The sequence below is a fragment of the Acinetobacter gandensis genome (assembly GCF_001678755.1).
GTDB lineage: Bacteria > Pseudomonadota > Gammaproteobacteria > Pseudomonadales > Moraxellaceae > Acinetobacter > Acinetobacter gandensis.
This window is the reverse complement of sequence record NZ_LZDS01000026.1, coordinates 87,871-107,879: the sequence shown is the minus strand read 5'-3', so window position 1 is coordinate 107,879 and position 20,009 is coordinate 87,871. Positions and strand designations below refer to the sequence as shown.

The following is a 20,009-nucleotide window of genomic DNA, read 5'->3' as shown; positions in this document are numbered from 1 at the left end:
CTTTCATTGTTTTCAGCTGAGGTTGTGTTTGTATTATCAGTGGATTGCTGATTCATATTTTTTTCCCTCAGTCTAAATTAACGAATAAAATCAGTTTGTGCTTGATTGGCATAACTTTGAAACTGGTCAATCGAGCCATGACTCTGTAATAGGGTGGCGAGTGACATCACATATTTATAAGCATTTAATGCCATGTCACTTTGCAATGTATTCAAAGCATTTTGTGCATCAATGACTTGGCTTGCAGTACCCATATCTTCTTTGAAAGACAATTGTTGAATCCTTAGGTTCTCTTGTGCGGCCTGCATATTCGCCAGTATCAAAGCATGACTTTGCTGAGCCGATGTCACTTCGTTATAGGAACTGTAGATGACAGTTTCAATTTCTTGTTTGGTGCGTTCAGTCATGAGTTCAGAGGCATAACGTTGTAATTCTGCCGCTTGTATATTTTTATTTTTGTCGATACCTGAAAAAAGATTATAGCGAGCAGCCACTCCGACAATCCAATTTTGCTTATCATCTAGACTATATTCTCCAAAGGCAAACACATTGGGTTTTTTCGCTGCACTTTGCGCTTTAACATTTGCATTTGCAAGTTGAGTGTCCATCTGTATTTTACGAATCAGACTCGATTGTTGCTGGTAAGTCTTGAGTAGCGCATTGAGATTTTGATGATTCTGCTGATTAATAAATAAAGGTGTCGTTAAATCAGTGATTTCGCTACTCTGTAATAAATTATTGAGCTTAAATAGACTAGAACGCAAATTTGCTTCAGTGTTTTGCTCACTACGTTGTGCATTATTTTTTGCGACTTCAAACTGCATGCGCTGACCTCTACTGATGAAGCCTTGTCGCTCCATTTTTAGAGCATTGTCATAATGTTGCTGCATGGCTTTTAAGTTGAAACGGCTACTATCTAATAATTTTTTTTGCAGTTGCACATTAAAATAAGCCTGAATTAATTCAAAACGTTGAATGTCTTGTTGTTGCTCGGTGTTTAACTCACTTCTTTGTGCTTGAATATTCGCAATTTCTTTGGCACTGCTCGTGAGGCCACCTGTATAGAGGGGCATCATCACTGAAACAGTCGGGCGTATAACTTGGTCATCTAATACCACTTGAGATGAGTCTGGAATCAGTCCAACACCATCACGAATCGGTTGTTGTAATGCATCTTTTAGTGGATCAGCAACATCGCTTGGCAAGGTCTCATCAATTTTATTATTCACCCCCTGACTTAATGTGTGTTCTAAATTATTTTTCAATGCGCCCAAGGGCACATCGAGTTCATTGTGAAAAGCATATGCTCTGACATTTAAGTCTACACGAGGCAGACCTAAGCCTTTCATGGCTTGCGCTTGTAGTTGGGCAGATTGTTGTAAGGCTTGATTGGCCTGGCTGCTATAAGAGCTTTGTAATAGTTCTTGTTCGGCTTGCGCATAACTGATGCTTTGTGCCCCAGCACTATGACTAATAAAACAAGTGGTACACGTAAGTGAGAGATACAGCACGGAAGATAAATTGAACTTAAGTTTAAAAGGCTGAATTTCAAGTAGAGGCATAGTGCTCACTCACTGCTGGTTTTGCGCCATTATAGGCGGTATTTTATATTCACGTTATACGTATAAGTAGTTGTATTGTTTCATATACATATGTAAATTTTTTGTATTGAGAGTAAGACGAACATTTTCTCTGAGCGCATGGCCTAAATTAGCATCAATCCAATCCATAAAAAATATCAGTAAAGCTAATAATTTGAAATATGAGGAAATAAAGCCAATCTTTATTGAAATTTTAACTTTAAATGTTAGACAGCATTGGAATATTTTCAGCTATATGTACTGCAAGCCCTGCCTAGATGTGGTTAAATGCCATCATTTTATTGTGTTTCACTTTGAAAGGAAAAATCATGCGCGCGTACAACTTCTGTGCTGGTCCTGCTGCATTACCAACTGCCGTATTAGAAAAAGCTCAGGCTGAAATGCTTGACTGGCATGGCAAAGGTCTTTCGATCATGGAAATGAGCCACCGTAGCAAAGACTATGTCGCTGTTGCAGAAAAAGCTGAAGCTGATCTGCGTAAACTCATGAATATTCCAGATAACTATAAAGTTCTGTTCCTTCAAGGTGGTGCATCACTTCAGTTTTCTGCAATTCCATTAAACCTTTTGGGTAAAAACAGCAAAGCTGATTATATCCACACTGGTATCTGGTCTGAAAAAGCATTGAAAGAAGCGCAGCGTTATGGCGATATCAATGTTGTTGAAGCTGGTACAATGGTTGATGGTAAATTAGCGATTACAGATCAAAGCACATGGAATTTATCTGACGATGCTGCTTATGTACATTATGCAGATAATGAAACGATCGGTGGTATTCAGTTTGCGAATATTCCCAAAACTGATAAACCATTGGTTGCTGACTTTTCATCAAGTATTTTATCGGCACCTTTAGATGTTTCTAAATTTGGTCTGATCTATGCAGGCGCGCAAAAAAATATTGGTCCTGCAGGTTTGACCATTGTTATTATTCGTGATGATTTACTAGATCAAGCTAAAGCAGAAATTCCAAGCATTTTGAAATATTCTGCGCAAGCGAAAAATGATTCAATGGTGAACACACCGTCAACCTATGCGTGGTACTTATCAGGTTTAGTATTTGAATGGTTACTTGAGCAGGGTGGTGTAGAAGCAATTTATAAAGCAAACTTGGCGAAAGCTGAATTACTTTATGGCTATATCGACACAAGCGATTTCTATGCGAACCCGATTGCGAAAGAAAACCGTTCAATTATGAACGTACCTTTCACTTTGGCAAAACCAGAGTTGGAAAAACAATTCCTGAAAGAAGCAGAAGAAAATCATCTTCTAAACTTAGCGGGTCACCGTTCTGTTGGTGGTATGCGTGCAAGTATTTACAATGCTGTACCACTTGAAGGCGTACAAGCACTTGTAAACTTTATGGATGATTTTGCAAAACGTAATGCATAATTTGATAAAGTGAAAAAAACCGGCTTAAGCCGGTTTTTTTATGCGTATGGGATGTTTAAAGTCGATGTTAAAGCACAAAATTATGTAAAAAATATGCGCAGATGAGCATGCCTAAGATAAAAAATAAGCAGGACATTGGCTCGATACGGTATCGAGATTCAATTTGATGATCGACTTGCGATAAGTTTTCTTCTTGCACGACTTTCATAGATATTCTTTCCGATCTATTTATCGTTAATTCATATTTCTTAAACGCATTTTTAACATAAATATTTGATTAAATAAAGTACTATCTTAGATAAACTTACCAAACTATTTAATTTGTTTAAAAATACTCAACCTAATACATTAAAATAGTTTCAATTTGCATATATGTTGTTTATTTTTCAGGTTTTTTAAATAATTTCATTTAGAAGTTTTGATTAATTTTGTTGTTTATTTTGAATTTAATATTGTGGATAACTTATTTTAAAATGAATTTAAATCTGGTTTTAAATTTAAACGCTATGGATAAATATTGATCAAAAATTAAAATATTAACTTAGTTGTTTGTTTTTATAGATAAATAAAAAACCGCCACATTCTTCAGTATTTTGAATAATGTAACGGTTTTTGAATTTAAATTAGGCATATTTTGCGTAAATATTTGCCTGAATCCATAGATTTCCACGAATATACTGACCGACAGTAAAATCTTTATGCGCAGCATTGCGAGTTGCAACCCGTACAATGACCGCTTCTTGGTTGTCTTCGTGAATCAAGGTCACGTCATAGAGCGTATATTCTTGATCTTTAAATTGCATATGGGTTTTACCCACAATATGCCCTTGGAACCAAGCTTCATCTTCTTGCCCTAATGTTTCACCATAGAGGTAAGCGACCATTTTTGAAAAATCTACAGTGACAGGTGCTTTGTCATCTTCAGACTTTGGCTGCCATGCTTTAATTTGTTCATGGACATCTGCAGGCGCGACACCGTTATTCGCTGCCAAAATGTCATTGAGTGCACGATGATGTTTAATCGATGCGGGATCATCGACGACCAATTGTTCATGATCGGCAACAGGTTCTAGCTCATATGCCCATGCATTAAGTTGCACGCTATATGAGGCATCTTTTTCATATTGATTGTGGTTGACACTGTACAGACTGTCAAAGGCATACACACTGGTATTCGCACCCAGATCAAGGCAGAGCACCGCTTGTGTATTAGATTTGCAGGTAATAATTCGCTCAATAGTCGCTTTGGTTTTATACGGACTATCAAAGCTTGGAAATGCCGTTTTTACCGCTTTAGGTTTATTATTTTCAACAGCAATGACCTGACACAATTGAATGCTGGCTTTGGCAGGACCTTGAATCAGCCATGAAGAAGCATCCATATCACTTTCTTGTGCACATAAGCCCATTGGCATGATTGGCGCATCGAGTGCTTGTCCTAACCATACCGGCACATCTGTCGCGGGGTTACTGGTAAGTAAATTCCAATGTTCGACATGACTGCCAAAGGTTTGATCTTCAATGGTGATAATTTCAGGGCTATTTTGTTTTTTCATATGCACAATTGATGTTGGGTTGGTTTTATATATAAATCGAGGGTAATTTGTGATTTTCAAGTCACTGAACTCATATTTATCATGAAATCAGTAGATATGGATGCTTAATAGCATTTTTTTATGTAATTCAATTGGCTTATCGGGCGCATTTCATTTCTAGACGATTTCAAACGCAGCATTAGTTTTTCTCGATATAAGAGAATGCTTGTTGTATCAATTTGATCAATGCACCCAAATTGTCATGGGGATTTGTTAAACTGATTTATCTTTGATTGTTGATGGATTTCTCGTGCTGCCATTTAAACTGTGGGTGGATGCAGATGCTTTACCACGTATTTTGCGTGACGTGATTATTCGTGCGTCAGATCGTTACCAATTAGAAGTGACTTTTGTGGCAAATCAAAATGTGGGTATCACGCCATCTGTACGTATTAACTCTATTCAAGTCATGAGCGGGGCAGATGCAGCAGATAAAGAAATTATTCAGCGCATGAATGAAAATGATATCGTGATGACACAAGATATTCCTTTAGCTGCGGAAGTGATTGAGCGCGGTGGAATTGCGATTCATCCCCGTGGGGAAATCTACACCACTGCGAATGTGAAAGCACGTTTACATCTTCGAGATTTTATGGATACCTTGCGCGGTGCAGGTGTACAAACCGGTGGTCCAGCGCCGATTTCAGAGCGAGATAAACGAGAGTTTTCCAGTAGTTTGGATCAAACTATTCAAAAGCAAAAACGCAAAACTGCGCAGAAGTAATCCTCTATGCCTTCTAAAGTAAACTTGGGGATGACCTACGCACTGCTGGTATTTATTTGGTCGACCACCCCTTTAGCCATTGTGTGGAGTGTTAGTGATATTAATGCCTTTTGGGCGTTAGCACTGCGATTCTTTTTAGCACTACCACTTGCGATTGCGTTACTTGTTCTGTTTAAAAATACATTGCCTTTAGATGGTAAATCGCTACATAGCTATTTAGCCGGGGCATTTAGTTTTATTGGGTCACAAGTTTTTACTTACATGGCAACCGCATATTTAAGCTCCGGCATTATTGCTTTGATGTTTGGACTTGCACCCATCATGACAGGCTTAATTGGACGTTTCTTTTTTCAGGTCTATTTGAGCCGATTGCAATGGCTGGGTATGGGTATTGCAGTTGTTGGACTCGGTATCATCTGTCTCGGTGGGAGTGATCAACATGTACATCCGATGGGAATCGTTTTGATGCTGATCAGTGTATTTGTATACTGCGCTTCAATTTTTTGGGTTAAAAAAGTGAATGCACCCTTGCAGCCGATGTCTCAGGCAACGGGTTCCATCATGGTTTCAGCATTATTTTCATTGTGTATGCTGCCGTTTATATGGCATCTTGCACCAACAAGTGTTCCTTCAGCCAAAGCACTACTTGGTTTGGGTTATGCGGTAATCATGGCATCGTTAATTGCGATGTTTTGTTATTTCAAATTGGTTCAAAATATTAAAGCGACTACTTTATCGTTGACGACAGTATTAACCCCCATGCTTGCTATGCTCTTTGGTGCTTTACTGAATGAGGAAAAATTATCATTGATGGTTTTACTTGGTGCTGTGATTCTATTATCAGGCTTGTTTGTTTATTTTTATAAAGATTTTCGGGCGAACAGAGAGCTCGCCCACAAATTAAAACATTGATTAAAAATCACTCTTTGTTTTGGGTCAGTGCGATACACTCTGCAAGTTTGACGCGGTCTTGTGGCAGTAAGGTGACAAAATAAGCGCCTGTTCTGTATAAATTGCTTTCCTCTTCACGGCTGTAAACGACTTGTGCTGTTGTAGCAATGTGAAAGAAATTTTCAGGATGGCTTAAGGTGAGGTGGATATAAGTACCTTCTTTGATTGGACGTTCACTGAAAAAACTTAATCCTGTTTCTGAAAAATTGACATGTTCAGGCACTGGTAACATGCTTTGTACAATTGCGTCATACAAAGAGCCCGTTATCAGGTTTAACTTTTGGTTAAATAAGGATAAGATTCGAGCAATTTGTTGATCTTTTTCAGCTAATTGTTCTAATTCGTAGTTGAGTGCATGATCAAATTGATCTAATTCAGCAAGTAGTAGAAAATAGCGCGGCAACACAAAATTTGGATCGTAAGGATCATTCAGTGCAACATCATCAGAAATAATCTGATAGTTAATGCGCAAGGCAGCATCGATACGCGACATTACACGGCGTTCAGTTTGAACGCTTTGATGCTGTAAATTTTCCATAATTATTACCTCGGACTAGATGGTTATGTTTAAACCAATCTCGCTGTATATAGGGTTGAGATACACTCGCGCACGGCGCAGTAACCACTTTATTTCTTTTATTGCTCTGGTGTCTATGATCGGCCTCACCTTAGGTGTGGCAGTCTTAATTACAGTTTTATCTGTGATGAATGGTTTCGATCGAGAACTTAAAACGCGTGTTTTGGGAATGATACCTCAAGCCACTGTTTCTTCAACACAAATTTTAACAAATTGGCCAGAACTTGCAAAAAAAATTGAACAGCATGAGCATGTTCAAGGTGTAGCACCTTTTACACAGCTACAGGGGATGTTGACAGCTCAGGGACAAGTTTCAGGCATTATGGTTAGTGGTATTGAGCCTGAATACGAAAAAAAGGTTTCAATTATCCAAAACCACATGGTTGAAGGCAGTATTGATAGCCTGAAAAAAGGTGAGTTTGGCATTGTGCTGGGTAAGCAGATGACCGATGCCTTAGGTTTAGGTTTGAATGATAGTGTGACTTTGGTACTTCCTGAAGCGACGCCTTCGCCAGCAGGTGTAGTTCCTCGTTTTAAACGCTTTAAAATCGTGGGTATTTTCAGTATTGGTGCTGAAGTAGATTCGATGATGGGTTATGTCGCATTGAATGATGCATCAACCCTGTTACGCTTACCGGATGGTGCACAAGGCGTGCGCATGAAATTAGATGATATTTTTGCAGCCCCACAAGTATCGCAAGAAATTGTGCGTGATCTACCTGCAAACTTTTATGCATCTGATTGGACCTATACACACGGTAATTTGTTTAGCGCTATTCAAATGGAAAAAGCAATGGTGAGCTTACTGTTGTTCCTTATTGTATTGGTAGCCGCTTTCAATATTGTGTCGTCATTGGTCATGGTGGTAACTGATAAAAAATCGGATATCGCAATTTTACGTACTTTGGGGGCATCTCCAGGCACGATTACACGTATTTTTATGGTGCAAGGTACGGTGATTGGTGTGATTGGTACGGTTTCAGGTGCGATCCTCGGTATTATTGCAGCATCAAGTATCAGTAACTTTGTTGGTTGGTTAAACAACACATTGGGCCTGAATATGTTTGATGCTTATTTCATCAACTACTTGCCTTCATATTTAAGATGGCAAGATGTTGCGGTGATTGTGTCATTATCATTAGGTTTGAGCTTTGTAGCGACAATTTATCCAGCATTACGTGCAGCGAAAGTACAACCTGCGGAGGCATTACGTTATGAGTAATCTCATCTTAGATGCCCGAAATATTACCAAGTCTTTCACCGATGGTAAGTCCAATGTCGATGTCATTCGTGGCTTATCGTTACAGGTTAAAGCAGGTGAGTTTGTTTCAATTGTTGGTTCAAGTGGTTCAGGTAAAAGTACTTTATTGCATGTGTTGGGTGGATTAGACCGCCCAACGTCCGGTGAGGTATTTATTCATGGACAGCGTTTTGACACACTAGGTGAAGCAGAGCGTGGCTATATTCGTAATGAACATTTGGGTTTTGTATATCAGTTCCATCATTTGTTGCCCGAATTTAGCGCACTTGAAAATGTTGCAATGCCGCTGATGTTACGCAAATCGAGTAGCTTCAAAGCAGTGAAACAGCAAGCTGAATATCTACTTGAGCGTGTTGGTTTGTCACATCGTATGACGCATAAACCGGGTGAATTATCGGGCGGTGAACGTCAACGTGTTGCTTTAGCACGTGCTTTGGTTGCAAAACCTAAACTGATGATGGCTGATGAGCCGACGGGTAATCTGGATCGTAAAACCGCTGTAAAAATTTTTGAATTACTGACGGAATTGCGTAAAGAGTTCAACATGGCGATGCTGATTGTCACACATGATGAATATCTCGCCCAATCCGCAGATGCCATTTTACATATGCAAGATGGTTTATGGGTAGAAGAGTAAAGCTTTTTCTTGCTGTGATTTAATGGATTAAGATTGTTTTATTGAAGCTCACCTCGGTGGGCTTTATTATTGCCGCTCATAAAAAATAAAAAGAATATGACATGTTGCAATGGTTTTGTATGGGGTGGATTATTGGTATCTCTCTTATGGGAAGCCATGCTTGGGATCTGCACATTTCAACATGGTTGGTCTTGGCTATTTTTGTGTTATGGCAAAAATTCCAAAGTCACTTTATCCCTGATGTTAAACAGATATTTCCTTTAACCTTACAATTAATATTGAATGTTTTGATTGGCATGGTTTTAGGTTTTGGTTATGCCAATACTCAATTGGATGAACGTTTAGCACTCATCCAACATGAGCAATATGAGGCTGAACTGATTGTCTATTTACCAGAAATTAGTCAGCTTAAAGAACAAAAATTACAGCAAACCATTCAAGTTTTAAATTTAAGCTCTCAAGCACAATATTTTTCTGCATCGATAAGTACGCAAATTTTGCAGGAACAACAATTAAAGCTTGAGCCTGGTCAATATTACCGAATGTGGGGCAGAGTAAAACCCAGTCAAAGTTATGCAACACCAGGTGCATTTGATATGGAAAAATGGAATATCCAGCAAAATCTTCATGCAAGTTTTGACGTGAAACAACTGGAATTTTTGACTGAACAGCAAGTGGCATCACTTGGATTTAATTCAGATATACGTCAGCACCAAGCTATTTTGCATCAATTCAAAATAGCAATTGAAAAACAACGATTGAGATTACGAGAGTTTATTCAAAAGCAACCTTTAAGAAATAATGGGCTGATATTGGCTTTACTAACTGGAGATAAAAGCTTATTAAATAAAGGAACAGAGCAATTATTTCAACGTTTTGGTATGAGTCATCTTTTGGCCATTTCAGGGCCACATGTCTTGATATTTGCTATTTTGGTTTGTTGGTGCATTAGACGTAGTTTAGCTAAATGGCTACCAGATTTGTATCTAAAATGGCCTCAACAATATGTATTGGTCTTGCCATTTATCATGTGTGTGAGCTTATATTGTGCTTTTACAGGTTTTGATATTCCCGCCCTACGTACCTTAATTATTTGTTTGGTCGCAAGTGCCATGCTTTTACTTCAACAGCGAATTCGGCCTTTTGCGTTATTAATATTTAGTGCATCAATTTTATTGTTATTTGATCCTTTTAGTATTTTATCCGCAGCTTTTTGGTTGTCCTATGGAGCCTGCTTTATTTTATTAAGGATTTATCAAACCTTACAGCGTAAGCAAATGAATGCAGAGCAGCTTACATATGCACAAAGCATTAAAAATGCGTTAATGATATTAATAGAGTCACAGTGGAAAATTTTTATCGCACTGTTTCCATTAATGATTATTTTCTTTAAACAAATTGCGTGGATTACACCGTTGAGTAATCTATTTGCCATCCCTTGGCTTGGATTTGTAGTTGTGCCTCTCGATATTTTGGCTGCGTTGGCTTATTTCATTTTTGAACCGCTCTCAAGTGCATTATTTCAGCTCAACGATCTTTTTATAGAATTACTGCATGTCGTGTTATATGGATTAGATCGAATATTTTCGCCGGCATTAGATGCTGTTGCAATGAAAAACACGCAGATTTTATTGCTCATTTTGGCTTTAGTGATTGTATTTTTACCACAAGGACTTATGCCAAAAAGTTGGGGCTGGATAGGACTCATATTTGTGGTCTTGCCTATACGCAATCCTGTGCCTTTTCAGCTTTCAGTCTTAGATGTTGGGCAAGGGCAGTCTATTTTTATTCGTTATCATCAACACACGATGATGGTTGATTTTGGAGGATACTATGATGAATCAAAATTTAGTATTGGAAAGAATATAATTCAGCCCTTTCTCAGTGTGAATGGGGTTCGGAAGTTGGACCAAGTTGTGCTGACACATTTGGATCAAGACCATAGTGGTGGTTTCTTTTCAATATATGAGCAGCTTACTATTGGTCAGTTATATACAAATCAACAGGTTGAGCAAATCGGGGCGGTACCACAGGTGTTGTGTCTGCAAGGGCAAGCATGGAATTGGGATAACCAGGTATTTTTTAAAGTATTGTCCCCGAGTAGAGAACAACAAGAAGCGATTCCATTTAATACCAATGAAAGTTCATGCGTACTCTATGTTTCGGTTCGCGAAAAAAATGGATTTAAAAATTTCTTATTGATGGGTGATGCAGGTTGGGAGACTGAATATAAAATTTTGCAAAATTATCCTAACTTAAGCGTAGATGTATTGGTGCTTGGTCATCATGGCAGCCAATATAGTTCAGCTTATACTTTTTTGCAGCATTTAGAGCCGAAACTTGCGATTGCATCGGTTGGGCGTTTTAACCGTTATGGGCATCCAGCTATGTTGACCCAATCACGTTTAGATAAACTCGGTATCCCATTTTTGCAAACCGCAAAGAGTGGAACAATACATTTTGTAGAAAAGGGTAAAGATATAAAACTGCTTGAAGAAAGAGCCAAATATAAATGGTATGACTACAGCACAAAATCCATTACAGCTGATTAGCTTAGATTTTGTTCACATGTCTGGTTCATTCGCTCACGTTCATATTGTTCACGTACATTATGTACACGCTTTTCAACTTCTTCATCACTGACATTGTATAAATTTCGGAGTTGAGGATTAGCTTTGAAGCGTTTATAACTCCAGTGATAATGTTCAGGATAACGTTGGATTAATTTTTCAATTGCTTTGAAAATCACAATAGAGCCATCATTGGCATTGCCCTGATAAATTTTCTCATCAATGGGTTCAATATACATATCAAAACCATGATCCTCATTTCGAATCGCATATAAAAGTAAAGCACATGCTTTGGTCTTTTGAATGAGTTTTGCACTTAAATTGCTGGTCAATAAGGGAACACCAAAGTATGGGATTAATTCGCCACCAGCATGAGGCGTATGGTCAGGTAGAATAACTGTTGTACCGCCTTGTTTTAGGGCTTTAAAAATCTGACGTACACCAGATTCATCTGTCGGGACTAAAGTTGCTTGTTCACGACTACGTGCAGCACGCACAAAGTTATTGGCTGATTCACTTTTTACAGGTTTGTACATGATGGTCATTTTAGTAAATTGAGCAATCCATGCATTCATGATTTCCCAAGTACCAAAATGTGGCACAACTAAGACCAAACCTTTATTTAGACTAAGTGCATCATGTAAATATTCTGCACCATGTATGCTATGGATACGCTGAATATTTTTTTCAGTACTTGCACCCCAAATACTAAAAAACTCAAAGTAAGACATGAGCTCATTGCGGATAGCTTGTTTCGTGAGTTGTTCACGTTCTTCATCAGATAACTCAGGCAATGCAATTTTGAGATTTCGTTGAATCGTCGCGGATGTTTTAGAAATCTTAAAAATGTTGACAAGCCCAGCCAAACCTTTGGCGATAAATTTTGAAATTTGAATTGGTTGACGGCTGATAAATTTTAACAGGTGATAAGTGGTATCCTGTGAATTCTTGTCGGTCATCGCGTTTTAGTCTGATATTGATAGAAGAAAAAAGTAAAATAATTATAGGGGAAAATGAATTGATTAGACAGTTTTCCGCTGTAGCGTGTATATAATGACAACAAATTTTCGTTAGATAAGGTTTTTTATATGTCCGAATGGCCACCAAAACCTGAAGAAAAACAGCCAAATTCTTCAAATAATATCCATCAGCCTACAGGCAATGAATGGAAGATATTAGAAAAAGCAGTGCTTTCTTCTGTGGAAGAGCAACGTCGTGCCCGTCGATGGGGAATATTTTTTAAATTTTTAACTTTTGCGTATCTACTTTTTATCATCGTTGCGATGGGAAAAAGTTGCAGTACAGCGAGTTCTGATCCGACAGCAACAGCAGGTTCGCATATTGCAGTTGTTGATATTGTTGGAACAATTGCTGCGGATAAACAAAGTGTAAATAGCACCAACACAATTAAGTCTTTGAAAAAAGCCTTTGAAAATAAACAAAGTAAAGCTGTTGTGCTCAATATTAATTCGCCGGGTGGTTCACCAGTTCAGTCGGATGAAATTTGGCAAGAGATACAGTATTTGAAAAAAGCACATACTGGTAAAAAGCTCTATGCGATTATTGGTGATACAGGTGCATCAGGTGCTTATTATATTGCTTCAGCTGCGGATGAAATTATTGTTAATCCATCAAGCTTAGTGGGCTCAATTGGTGTAATTATGCCAAATTATGGTGTAAACGGTTTAATGCAAAAACTAGGTGTTGAAGACCGAACCATGACATCAGGTGAAAATAAAGCCATTCTTTCAATGACACAACCTGTTGATCCTGCACAAAAAGCACATGTACAAGCTGTGCTTGATAATGTCCACACGCATTTTATTAATGCAGTAAAAGAAGGTCGTGGTAAGAAATTAAAATCAAATGATCCTGAGATTTTCTCTGGTTTATTCTGGACAGGTGAACAGGCAGTTAAATTGGGTATTGCAGACCGTACAGGTAGTTTGAACACATTAAAACGTGAACTCAAAACTGAAAAAGCTGTGAACTATACAATTGAATACAGTCCATTTGACTCTGTTTTAGGTCGTATGGGAAGTTCAATTGGTCAAGGTTTTGCAACGTCAATTTCTCAGCAAGTCCAATCTGAAAATACCACGAAGTTACAATGAAGCCATTAATTCACTTTGCGCATGCCAATGGCGTGCCATCAAAGGTATATCAAAAACTTTTCGATTTACTTAGTGATGAATATGACGTGATTTATGTGCCTTTGTTAGGGCCAGATAAACGTTATCCAATTGATAATCATTGGTACAGCCTGACTCAGCAAGTGATTGATAGTATTGTACGCCAATCACAAGGTCGAAAAGTGATTGGTCTAGGGCATTCATTGGGTTCTGTTTTAACTTTTCAGGCGGCTTTGCAGCGTCCCGAATTGTTTGAGCAAATCTTAATGATTGATCCACCGATGATTATGGGTAAAGAAGCTTTGGCATTGCATATTGCCAAAATCTTGAAGCTGAAAATGGTCGATGCTATGTCTCCAGCTGGATTGTCGAAGCGTCGCCGTGATCACTGGGAAAGTCGTGAGCAAGCGGCAGAGCTCCTGCGTCCAAAAGGTTTTTATAAAAACTTTGATGAAGATTGTTTTCAAGCCTATATTGATTATGCATTGATGGATGATCTAGAGCGTGGTGGCGTTGAACTGACCATTTCGCGTGATGATGAAGTTCAAATTTTTAGAACCAATCCATCATTGTGGTGGTTGCCACAGGCAAAGCCAAAAATTCCTGTGCAATTGTTAATTGCAGAGCAAGGGCCATTCTTGCCACGTAAATTTCCACAAATGGTTGAGAAGAAATTTGGAGCATCATTTAAAGTAGTATCAGGCAGTCACATGTTTCCTTTAGAAAAGCCCGATGAAACTGTTGAAATCATTAAAATGATGCTCGCAGAATATGCAAAAAAGTGAAACATCGTTCTTGTAGGCAATAAAAAACGCATCCAAGGATGCGTTTTTTATTGCTGACCATTTTGCAAATGATCATTTAATTCATCAATTAAAATTTGCAGAATTGCACAGCATCTTGCATTGGCTGACCACGATATAACACGCCATTTTCAGTGTGTTGAATCGTACCATTACAAATCCATTCAGCGACTTGTGGGTAGATGACATGTTCGAGTACATGTACACGATTTGCTAGGCTACCTGCATCATCATGTACATTCACTTTGAGAACACCTTGTGCCAGAGCTTGCCCAGCATCCAATTCAGCAGTCACATAATGAACGGTGCAACCGTGAAAGACATCGCCAGTTTTGAGTACACGTTGGTGAGTATGCATGCCTTTATAATTTGGTAAAAGTGAAGGGTGAATGTTGATCATTTTCCCTTCCCAATTTTTCACAAACTGAGCGCTTAAAATACGCATAAAGCCAGCAAGAATCACCAAATCAACATCCCAAGCGAGCAATTGTTGATGCATGACATCATCAAAAGCTTCGCGAGTAGGATATTGTTTGTGCTCAATGACTGCAGTTGCAATTCCTGCTTTTTCTGCACGTTGTAATGCAAAGGCTTCAGGTTTATTTGAAATGACCCCAACAATTTGACCTGAGAGATTGGCATCAATCAAGGCTTGTAAGTTGGAGCCGCTACCTGAAACAAGAACAGCAATTTTAATCATGGACGTTGCTTATGCGAACACAACGCGGATTTTTTCGTCAGCGCCTTCAACAGATTCAGCATTATCTGCGATATGACCCATAGTGAAAGCTTTTTCGCCAAGGCCGTTTAACAACTCAACAGTCTTATCAGCATCAGCAGCATCTACAACAAGTACCATACCTACGCCACAGTTAAATGTACGATACATTTCGAATTGTTCAACACCACCTTCTTTTTGAAGAAGTTTGAACAGTTCTGGCCATTCCCAAGACGCTTCATTCACAACCGCTTGAGCCCCATTTGGAAGTACACGTGGTAAGTTACCTGGTAAACCACCACCAGTGATGTGGGCCATCGCATGAACATCAACTTCTTTTAATAACTGAAGAATTGGTTTCACATAGATGCGTGTAGGTTCCATTGCTGCATCAGCAAGCGGACGACCATCAACGATTTGAGTCAAATCTACGTTTTTCACATCTAAAATTTTACGAAGCAGTGAATAACCGTTAGAGTGTGCACCTGAAGATGCAACACCTACAAGAACATCACCTGCTTTAACTTTAGAACCATCAATAATTTTGCTTTGCTCAACAACACCTACGCAGAAACCTGCAAGGTCATAGTCTTCGCCTTCGTACATGCCTGGCATTTCAGCAGTTTCACCGCCTACTAATGCACAGCCTGCAAGTTCACAACCTGCACCAATACCAGTGACAACATTGGCAGCAACATCTACATTTAAGTGACCAGTTGCATAGTAGTCGAGGAAGAATAGTGGTTCAGCACCACAAACCAAAAGATCGTTTACGCACATTGCCACCAAGTCTTGACCAATCGTGTCATGACGGTTCAAATTCAATGCTAAACGTAGTTTTGTACCTACACCATCCGTGCCAGATACGAGAACAGGTTCTTCATAACCTTTAGGAATTTTACAAAGGGCACCGAAGCCGCCGAGTCCGCCCATCACTTCAGGACGTTTGGTACGCTTAGCGACAGATTTGATTCGATCGACTAATAAGTCGCCCGCTTCAATATCGACACCTGCATCTTTGTAGCTTAAACCAGTGTTTGGGGTAGAAGTTGAGTTGCTCATAATGAAGTCTCCGCATTCGCGCGGGGATTATAACCTGAATATACGAAACTCTTATGTTATTTATGCCCTAAAATGCTATCTTTATTGAAATATTTTACTTTTTATAATGATTCATTGAAAAAAGGCGAGACTCTATGGTAGATCGTACTTTACGTCGTATTTTTATCCTCGCAGGAATTGCGTTGATCCTCTGGGTCGTATATCTACTAAAACCTGTTGTTTTACCATTCATTGGCGCTTTTTTAATTGCGTATTTATTTAGTCCATTGGTTGATAAATTACACAATATCGGTTTGCCGCGTTGGCTTTCAATTAGCTGTGTATTCATCGGGATTGGTGTAGTTATTTTTCTTGCGATGTGGTTTTTGGTGCCGTTGGTCTGGGAACAGCTCATGTATGCCAAGAAAAACATTCCTGGAAATATTCATTGGTTGAATTACACATTCCTGCCTTGGCTATCAAATACATTTAATTTAGTGCCAATGGAAATTGACACTGAGCAAATGTCTGCAGCAATTATGGAATATATCCAGACTAATTATAGTGCGGACAGTATTCAAGCCATGATTTTGAAAGTTGCACAATCTGGTCTGAACTTTATTCAAATTGGCGGTACCATCGTTCTTATTCCAATTATTGCTTTCTACTTCTTATTAGATTGGGAGCGCATGTTGGATAGCATGCGTCGTCTGATTCCTCGTAAGTATGAAAAAAGTACCTTAACAATTGTTGGTGAATGTCACGAAGTACTGGGTGCCTTTGTTAAAGGACAATTTTTAGTAATGTTCTTGTTAGGCGTAGTTTATGCCATGGGACTGCAACTTATTGGGCTTGAAGTTGGCATTATCATTGGTATGATCGCTGGATTGGCAAGTATTATTCCTTATCTTGGTTTTGCAGTTGGCATTATCTCAGCAGTTATCGCTTGTTTATTCCAATTTGGTTTAGATTGGGTGCATCTTGCACTCGTACTTGTCGTTTTTATGGTTGGGCAGGCAATAGAGGGCTATATTCTACAGCCATTTCTATTGGGCGATAAAATTGGTTTATCACCAGTTGCTGTTGTATTTGCAGTTTTGGCTGGTGCGCAGTTAGCGGGTTTATTGGGTATGCTAATTGCCTTGCCTGTAGCAGCTGTTATTGTTGTTTTGCTTCGTCATGTTCGTGAAAATTACGAAAAAAGTCAGCTCTATCGGAGTGATGTCGTGGTTCTGAGTGATGCTGCGACAGGTTCAGTGACTGTTGAAACAGAGCAGATAGCAGTCGATATTGAACTCAAAAATCACGAAGTAAATTCACTGCAAGATTCTGAAATTTCGAGTAACATTGACTCATCAGATAAAAAAGATTGATAAGGCCAAAATATAGATATGCGTCAATTGCAGTTAGATATTGAACCACAACTCGATGCCCGAATTGGTGATTTTTCCGGGCCAGGTTGGGGGCATGTAATTGATGGTGTACGCCAGCTACATGCGGGACTGATGAATCGGTTCTATATCTATGGTGGTGCGGGTACAGGTAAAAGCCACTTACTTTCTGCAATTTGTGATTCATATTTAGAAATTGGAAAATCAGCAATTCAAGTTTCATTGCTTGAATTGCTTGATGCCCCAACTGAGGCGATTACATCTTTAGATCGTTATGATTTAGTAGCCTTAGACGATATAGAAGCTATAAGTGGTGTTCCACATTGGCAAAAAGCGGTTTTTCACCTGATTAATTATAATAATGAAGAAGGTGGTCAATTAGTGTTTTCATCACGCGTCGCACCAATTGAGCTGAAGTTAGAGTTACCAGATCTACAATCACGTCTTACTCAGGCTGTGAGTGTGAAAGTGCCTAACGGCAGTTTATTTGCTGATCGCCAAGCTTTAGTCAATTCTGTATTAAACCGTCGTGGCATTCATATGGATCAACAAATTGTTGATTATTTATTGGCACATGGCCCACATCAAGCGTCTATATTATTGAGATCGCTTGAGCAGCTCATACAGATGCTTAAAGGCGAAAAAACCAAGTTGAGCCATGCTAATTTAAGACAAATTTTTGCCCTCATTGATGAATATCGGTAAGCAATAAAAATTCTTGAGTAATTACTCAAGCTGTGACAAAGTACATAAAAATATTTCGATGTTGCAGTGATTTTGCAACTAGAGAATAAAAAGATAAAAAAAATTTAAGGAGATGGATATGCTCAAACAGAGCATAGGCATGGGTATGCTATTGATGGCAGGCCATGCATTTAGCGCAGAAATTACCGTGACTACCACGGATGATGTCGTGAAAGATGATAAGGAATGTTCACTTCGCGAAGCAATTGAATACATTAATAAAGGAATGCCCGAAGCAGGCTATAATGGCTGTGGTGGTAAAGGTGCTATTGCATCTATATTATTGGAAAAACAAAAAACCTATAAATTAGATAAAAAAATTAATCTTACAGCTGAAACCAATATTAAAACGACTTATGACGCTTCTTTTAATGATGACACTGTTCCTGGATTAAATAATGCCATTATTGAAATGACTGGTTCCGACCAAATTTTTCATATTGATGATGAAAAAAATACACAATTTAAAGTTTCTCTCAAAGAAATTACTTTAAAAGGGTGTGGTGTTAGTCAATGTGCTGATTTAGGTGGAATTATATATAACAACGAGCTATTAAGCTTAGAGTATGTCAAATTAATTAATGGTCATGCGCGATTGGGCGGAGCAATTTATAATGTTGGTTTATCAGAAGAGGGTAAAACAGCAGCAAGTCTACTCAATATTCAAAATACCATATTTGAAAATAATACTGCTACAGAAGGTGGCGCTGTTTACGCATTAGCACCAAGCTTTGCTATTTCGATGAGTCTATTTAAAGGTAATAGTAGCACGAGTGGTCGAGCTATTGTCTTTAGCAAATCAGGTGCGACTGGGGAAACTATTACAGCAACAGTTACAAATAGCACTTTTTTTAAAAATACAGGTTCTGCTCTTAATTTATTAGACGGCTTAGCAGTAAATAACGTGAGTGTAGTTAAAAATTCAGCGGGTGTTGATTTTAATGCATCAAAAATTGCGTATCTGGCTAATAGTATAATATTAGGAAATGGTACACAGGATTGCCGCGTTGCGGATGCAACAGCTGATAAATCAGTTATATATAATAATTTAATGGCTAACAGTTGTAATGATTTAGCTACAAAGAAAGTTGATAATTTAAATCAAATTTGGAATGGTACTCAACTATTTGCTGGAAGTGATGAAGGGGCATGTAAGACACTTTCTGAAGATCGTGAGTCACTTTTCTGTCCATTCAGTACCCCAAGTAATACGTTTATTGGTTATTTACGCCCACGTATTCTATTGTCCTATAGTACTTTGTTTTCAAGTCCAATTTTAAATAAAGGTACAACTTCCGCGAATGGAAATGAAGAACATATTTACTGCGAGTCTAGTGATCAACGTGGCAAATCTAGAAGTGCTGATGATGTTTGGTGTGATAGAGGTGCGATTGAAATTGTTGTACCAACAAGTATTTCTCGACTAGGCCAAGACATACATCCAGGTGAAATAGCCAAGTTTAATATTTTAGAACAGCTTGGGGACAGTGATTTAATCCCTAAAGAAGAGTGTGATGCTGTTATGGGCAAAGCGAATCCAACGGGTGAGCCTTGGCAAGATGGTTGTTTAGTTATTAAGCAAAGTACAGTGTCAAAGGGAAAAATGACACTGAACTTGAATGGTGATGTGACTTATACGCCAAATGGTGATTGGCATGGAGCCGATATTTTTGAAGTTCAAATTGCAACGTCATCAACACGTTTTAACACAGAGACTTCAAAAAATTATCTATCAGCAGAAGTTCGAATTTTCCAAGAACCGGTCAATCATATGGAAAATAAATCTGTGAAAACTTCTGGTGGCGCGTTGGGTTGGTTAAGCTTAACTGCACTTTTTGGCTTGATTGGATTACGCCGATATAAAAAGTAATAAGGA

At 38.5% G+C, this 20,009-nt stretch carries 18 protein-coding genes; 11 read left to right on the top strand and 7 right to left on the bottom strand.

Features of this window, described 5'->3' with window-relative positions:
- Positions 1-77: 77 nt before the first annotated feature.
- Positions 78-1,562: a TolC family protein gene (locus tag A9J31_RS10530; RefSeq protein ID WP_067765326.1), complete on the bottom strand. Its 1,485-nt coding sequence runs from the start codon at positions 1,560-1,562 to the stop codon at positions 78-80.
- Between the two features lie 347 nt (positions 1,563-1,909).
- Between A9J31_RS10530 and serC the strand changes: the two genes are divergently transcribed.
- Positions 1,910-2,989 carry a 3-phosphoserine/phosphohydroxythreonine transaminase gene (gene serC, locus A9J31_RS10525; RefSeq protein WP_067765757.1) on the top strand — a complete coding sequence of 360 codons (1,080 nt, stop codon included), beginning with the start codon at positions 1,910-1,912 and terminating at the stop codon, positions 2,987-2,989.
- A gap of 67 nt (positions 2,990-3,056) precedes the next feature.
- Here serC and A9J31_RS15715 read toward each other — a convergent pair whose 3' ends face one another.
- Together A9J31_RS15715 and A9J31_RS10520 are read right to left on the bottom strand one after the other, a co-directional pair.
- Entirely contained in the window at positions 3,057-3,197 is a 141-nt protein-coding gene (locus A9J31_RS15715; RefSeq protein WP_167348722.1) for a hypothetical protein, read from the bottom strand.
- Positions 3,198-3,612: 415 nt separating this feature from the next.
- On the bottom strand, positions 3,613-4,545 hold the full coding sequence (locus tag A9J31_RS10520; protein ID WP_067765324.1) for a hypothetical protein: 933 nt from the start codon (positions 4,543-4,545) through the stop codon (positions 3,613-3,615).
- A gap of 289 nt (positions 4,546-4,834) precedes the next feature.
- Between A9J31_RS10520 and A9J31_RS10515 the strand changes: the two genes are divergently transcribed.
- Both A9J31_RS10515 and A9J31_RS10510 read left to right on the top strand, forming a co-directional pair.
- Positions 4,835-5,308, top strand: coding sequence for a YaiI/YqxD family protein (locus A9J31_RS10515; protein WP_067765321.1), 474 nt, complete (start codon positions 4,835-4,837; stop codon positions 5,306-5,308).
- Positions 5,309-5,314: 6 nt separating this feature from the next.
- Positions 5,315-6,220, top strand: coding sequence for a DMT family transporter (locus A9J31_RS10510; RefSeq protein WP_067765319.1), 906 nt, complete (start codon positions 5,315-5,317; stop codon positions 6,218-6,220).
- A 7-nt stretch (positions 6,221-6,227) separates the two neighbouring features.
- On the opposite strand, the gene A9J31_RS10505 is transcribed toward A9J31_RS10510, so the two are convergent.
- A complete protein-coding gene (locus tag A9J31_RS10505; protein WP_067765314.1) occupies positions 6,228-6,797 on the bottom strand; it encodes a PilZ domain-containing protein in 570 nt (189 codons plus the stop codon).
- A 25-nt stretch (positions 6,798-6,822) separates the two neighbouring features.
- On the opposite strand from A9J31_RS10505, the gene A9J31_RS10500 reads away from it, so the two are divergent.
- The 3 genes from A9J31_RS10500 to A9J31_RS10490 all read left to right on the top strand — a co-directional run bounded on the left by A9J31_RS10500 (position 6,823) and on the right by A9J31_RS10490 (position 11,286).
- A complete protein-coding gene (locus tag A9J31_RS10500; protein WP_067765312.1) occupies positions 6,823-8,058 on the top strand; it encodes a lipoprotein-releasing ABC transporter permease subunit in 1,236 nt (411 codons plus the stop codon).
- Positions 8,051-8,734, top strand: coding sequence for a lipoprotein-releasing ABC transporter ATP-binding protein LolD (gene lolD, locus A9J31_RS10495; RefSeq protein ID WP_067765310.1), 684 nt, complete (start codon positions 8,051-8,053; stop codon positions 8,732-8,734). Before A9J31_RS10500 ends, lolD begins: the two co-directional genes overlap by 8 nt.
- Before the next feature lie 101 nt (positions 8,735-8,835).
- Positions 8,836-11,286: a DNA internalization-related competence protein ComEC/Rec2 gene (locus A9J31_RS10490; protein ID WP_067765307.1), complete on the top strand. Its 2,451-nt coding sequence runs from the start codon at positions 8,836-8,838 to the stop codon at positions 11,284-11,286.
- Here the strand turns inward: A9J31_RS10490 and A9J31_RS10485 are convergent.
- Positions 11,283-12,263, bottom strand: coding sequence for a lysophospholipid acyltransferase family protein (locus A9J31_RS10485; RefSeq protein ID WP_067765302.1), 981 nt, complete (start codon positions 12,261-12,263; stop codon positions 11,283-11,285). The genes A9J31_RS10490 and A9J31_RS10485 overlap by 4 nt on opposite strands.
- A 129-nt stretch (positions 12,264-12,392) precedes the next feature.
- On the opposite strand from A9J31_RS10485, the gene sppA reads away from it, so the two are divergent.
- Both sppA and A9J31_RS10475 read left to right on the top strand, forming a co-directional pair.
- Positions 12,393-13,418, top strand: a complete 1,026-nt coding sequence (gene sppA / locus A9J31_RS10480) for a signal peptide peptidase SppA (protein WP_067765300.1) — start codon at positions 12,393-12,395, stop codon at positions 13,416-13,418.
- A complete protein-coding gene (locus A9J31_RS10475; RefSeq protein WP_067765294.1) occupies positions 13,415-14,221 on the top strand; it encodes an alpha/beta fold hydrolase in 807 nt (268 codons plus the stop codon). The genes sppA and A9J31_RS10475 overlap by 4 nt, the downstream gene beginning before the upstream one ends.
- A gap of 88 nt (positions 14,222-14,309) precedes the next feature.
- Here the strand turns inward: A9J31_RS10475 and purN are convergent, their stop codons facing one another.
- Together purN and purM are read right to left on the bottom strand one after the other, a co-directional pair.
- On the bottom strand, positions 14,310-14,939 hold the full coding sequence (gene purN, locus A9J31_RS10470; RefSeq protein WP_067765291.1) for a phosphoribosylglycinamide formyltransferase: 630 nt from the start codon (positions 14,937-14,939) through the stop codon (positions 14,310-14,312).
- Between the two features lie 9 nt (positions 14,940-14,948).
- Positions 14,949-16,019 (bottom strand): phosphoribosylformylglycinamidine cyclo-ligase, encoded by a 1,071-nt coding sequence (gene purM / locus A9J31_RS10465; RefSeq protein WP_067765289.1) that lies wholly within the window; start codon positions 16,017-16,019, stop codon positions 14,949-14,951.
- A 134-nt stretch (positions 16,020-16,153) separates the two neighbouring features.
- Between purM and cxpE the strand changes: the two genes are divergently transcribed.
- The 3 genes from cxpE to rbtA all read left to right on the top strand — a co-directional run bounded on the left by cxpE (position 16,154) and on the right by rbtA (position 20,003).
- Entirely contained in the window at positions 16,154-17,371 is a 1,218-nt protein-coding gene (gene cxpE / locus A9J31_RS10460; RefSeq protein ID WP_067765286.1) for a chloramphenicol efflux transporter CxpE, read from the top strand.
- An 18-nt stretch (positions 17,372-17,389) separates the two neighbouring features.
- Complete coding sequence (gene hda / locus A9J31_RS10455; protein ID WP_067765283.1) at positions 17,390-18,094, top strand: DnaA regulatory inactivator Hda; 705 nt, start codon at positions 17,390-17,392, stop codon at positions 18,092-18,094.
- 118 nt (positions 18,095-18,212) lie between these two features.
- Positions 18,213-20,003 carry a rhombotarget A gene (rbtA, locus tag A9J31_RS10450; RefSeq protein WP_067765280.1) on the top strand — a complete coding sequence of 597 codons (1,791 nt, stop codon included), beginning with the start codon at positions 18,213-18,215 and terminating at the stop codon, positions 20,001-20,003.
- Positions 20,004-20,009: the final 6 nt, after the last annotated feature.

Bases quoted from the DNA above. Each gene is read 5' to 3' on its own strand.
- A9J31_RS10475 (WP_067765294.1), top strand. From the start codon at position 13,415: ATGAAGCCATTAATTCACTTTGCGCATGCCAATGGCGTGCCATCAAAG.
- cxpE (WP_067765286.1), top strand. From the start codon at position 16,154: ATGGTAGATCGTACTTTACGTCGTATTTTTATCCTCGCAGGAATTGCG.
- A9J31_RS10500 (WP_067765312.1), top strand. From the start codon at position 6,823: ATGTTTAAACCAATCTCGCTGTATATAGGGTTGAGATACACTCGCGCA.
- A9J31_RS10505 (WP_067765314.1), bottom strand. From the start codon at position 6,797: ATGGAAAATTTACAGCATCAAAGCGTTCAAACTGAACGCCGTGTAATG.
- A9J31_RS10510 (WP_067765319.1), top strand. From the start codon at position 5,315: ATGCCTTCTAAAGTAAACTTGGGGATGACCTACGCACTGCTGGTATTT.
- lolD (WP_067765310.1), top strand. From the start codon at position 8,051: ATGAGTAATCTCATCTTAGATGCCCGAAATATTACCAAGTCTTTCACC.
- rbtA (WP_067765280.1), top strand. From the start codon at position 18,213: ATGCTCAAACAGAGCATAGGCATGGGTATGCTATTGATGGCAGGCCAT.
- purM (WP_067765289.1), bottom strand. From the start codon at position 16,019: ATGAGCAACTCAACTTCTACCCCAAACACTGGTTTAAGCTACAAAGAT.
- purN (WP_067765291.1), bottom strand. From the start codon at position 14,939: ATGATTAAAATTGCTGTTCTTGTTTCAGGTAGCGGCTCCAACTTACAA.
- A9J31_RS10530 (WP_067765326.1), bottom strand. From the start codon at position 1,562: ATGCCTCTACTTGAAATTCAGCCTTTTAAACTTAAGTTCAATTTATCT.
- A9J31_RS10490 (WP_067765307.1), top strand. From the start codon at position 8,836: ATGTTGCAATGGTTTTGTATGGGGTGGATTATTGGTATCTCTCTTATG.
- A9J31_RS15715 (WP_167348722.1), bottom strand. From the start codon at position 3,197: ATGAAAGTCGTGCAAGAAGAAAACTTATCGCAAGTCGATCATCAAATT.
- A9J31_RS10520 (WP_067765324.1), bottom strand. From the start codon at position 4,545: ATGAAAAAACAAAATAGCCCTGAAATTATCACCATTGAAGATCAAACC.
- hda (WP_067765283.1), top strand. From the start codon at position 17,390: ATGCGTCAATTGCAGTTAGATATTGAACCACAACTCGATGCCCGAATT.
- A9J31_RS10485 (WP_067765302.1), bottom strand. From the start codon at position 12,263: ATGACCGACAAGAATTCACAGGATACCACTTATCACCTGTTAAAATTT.
- serC (WP_067765757.1), top strand. From the start codon at position 1,910: ATGCGCGCGTACAACTTCTGTGCTGGTCCTGCTGCATTACCAACTGCC.
- sppA (WP_067765300.1), top strand. From the start codon at position 12,393: ATGTCCGAATGGCCACCAAAACCTGAAGAAAAACAGCCAAATTCTTCA.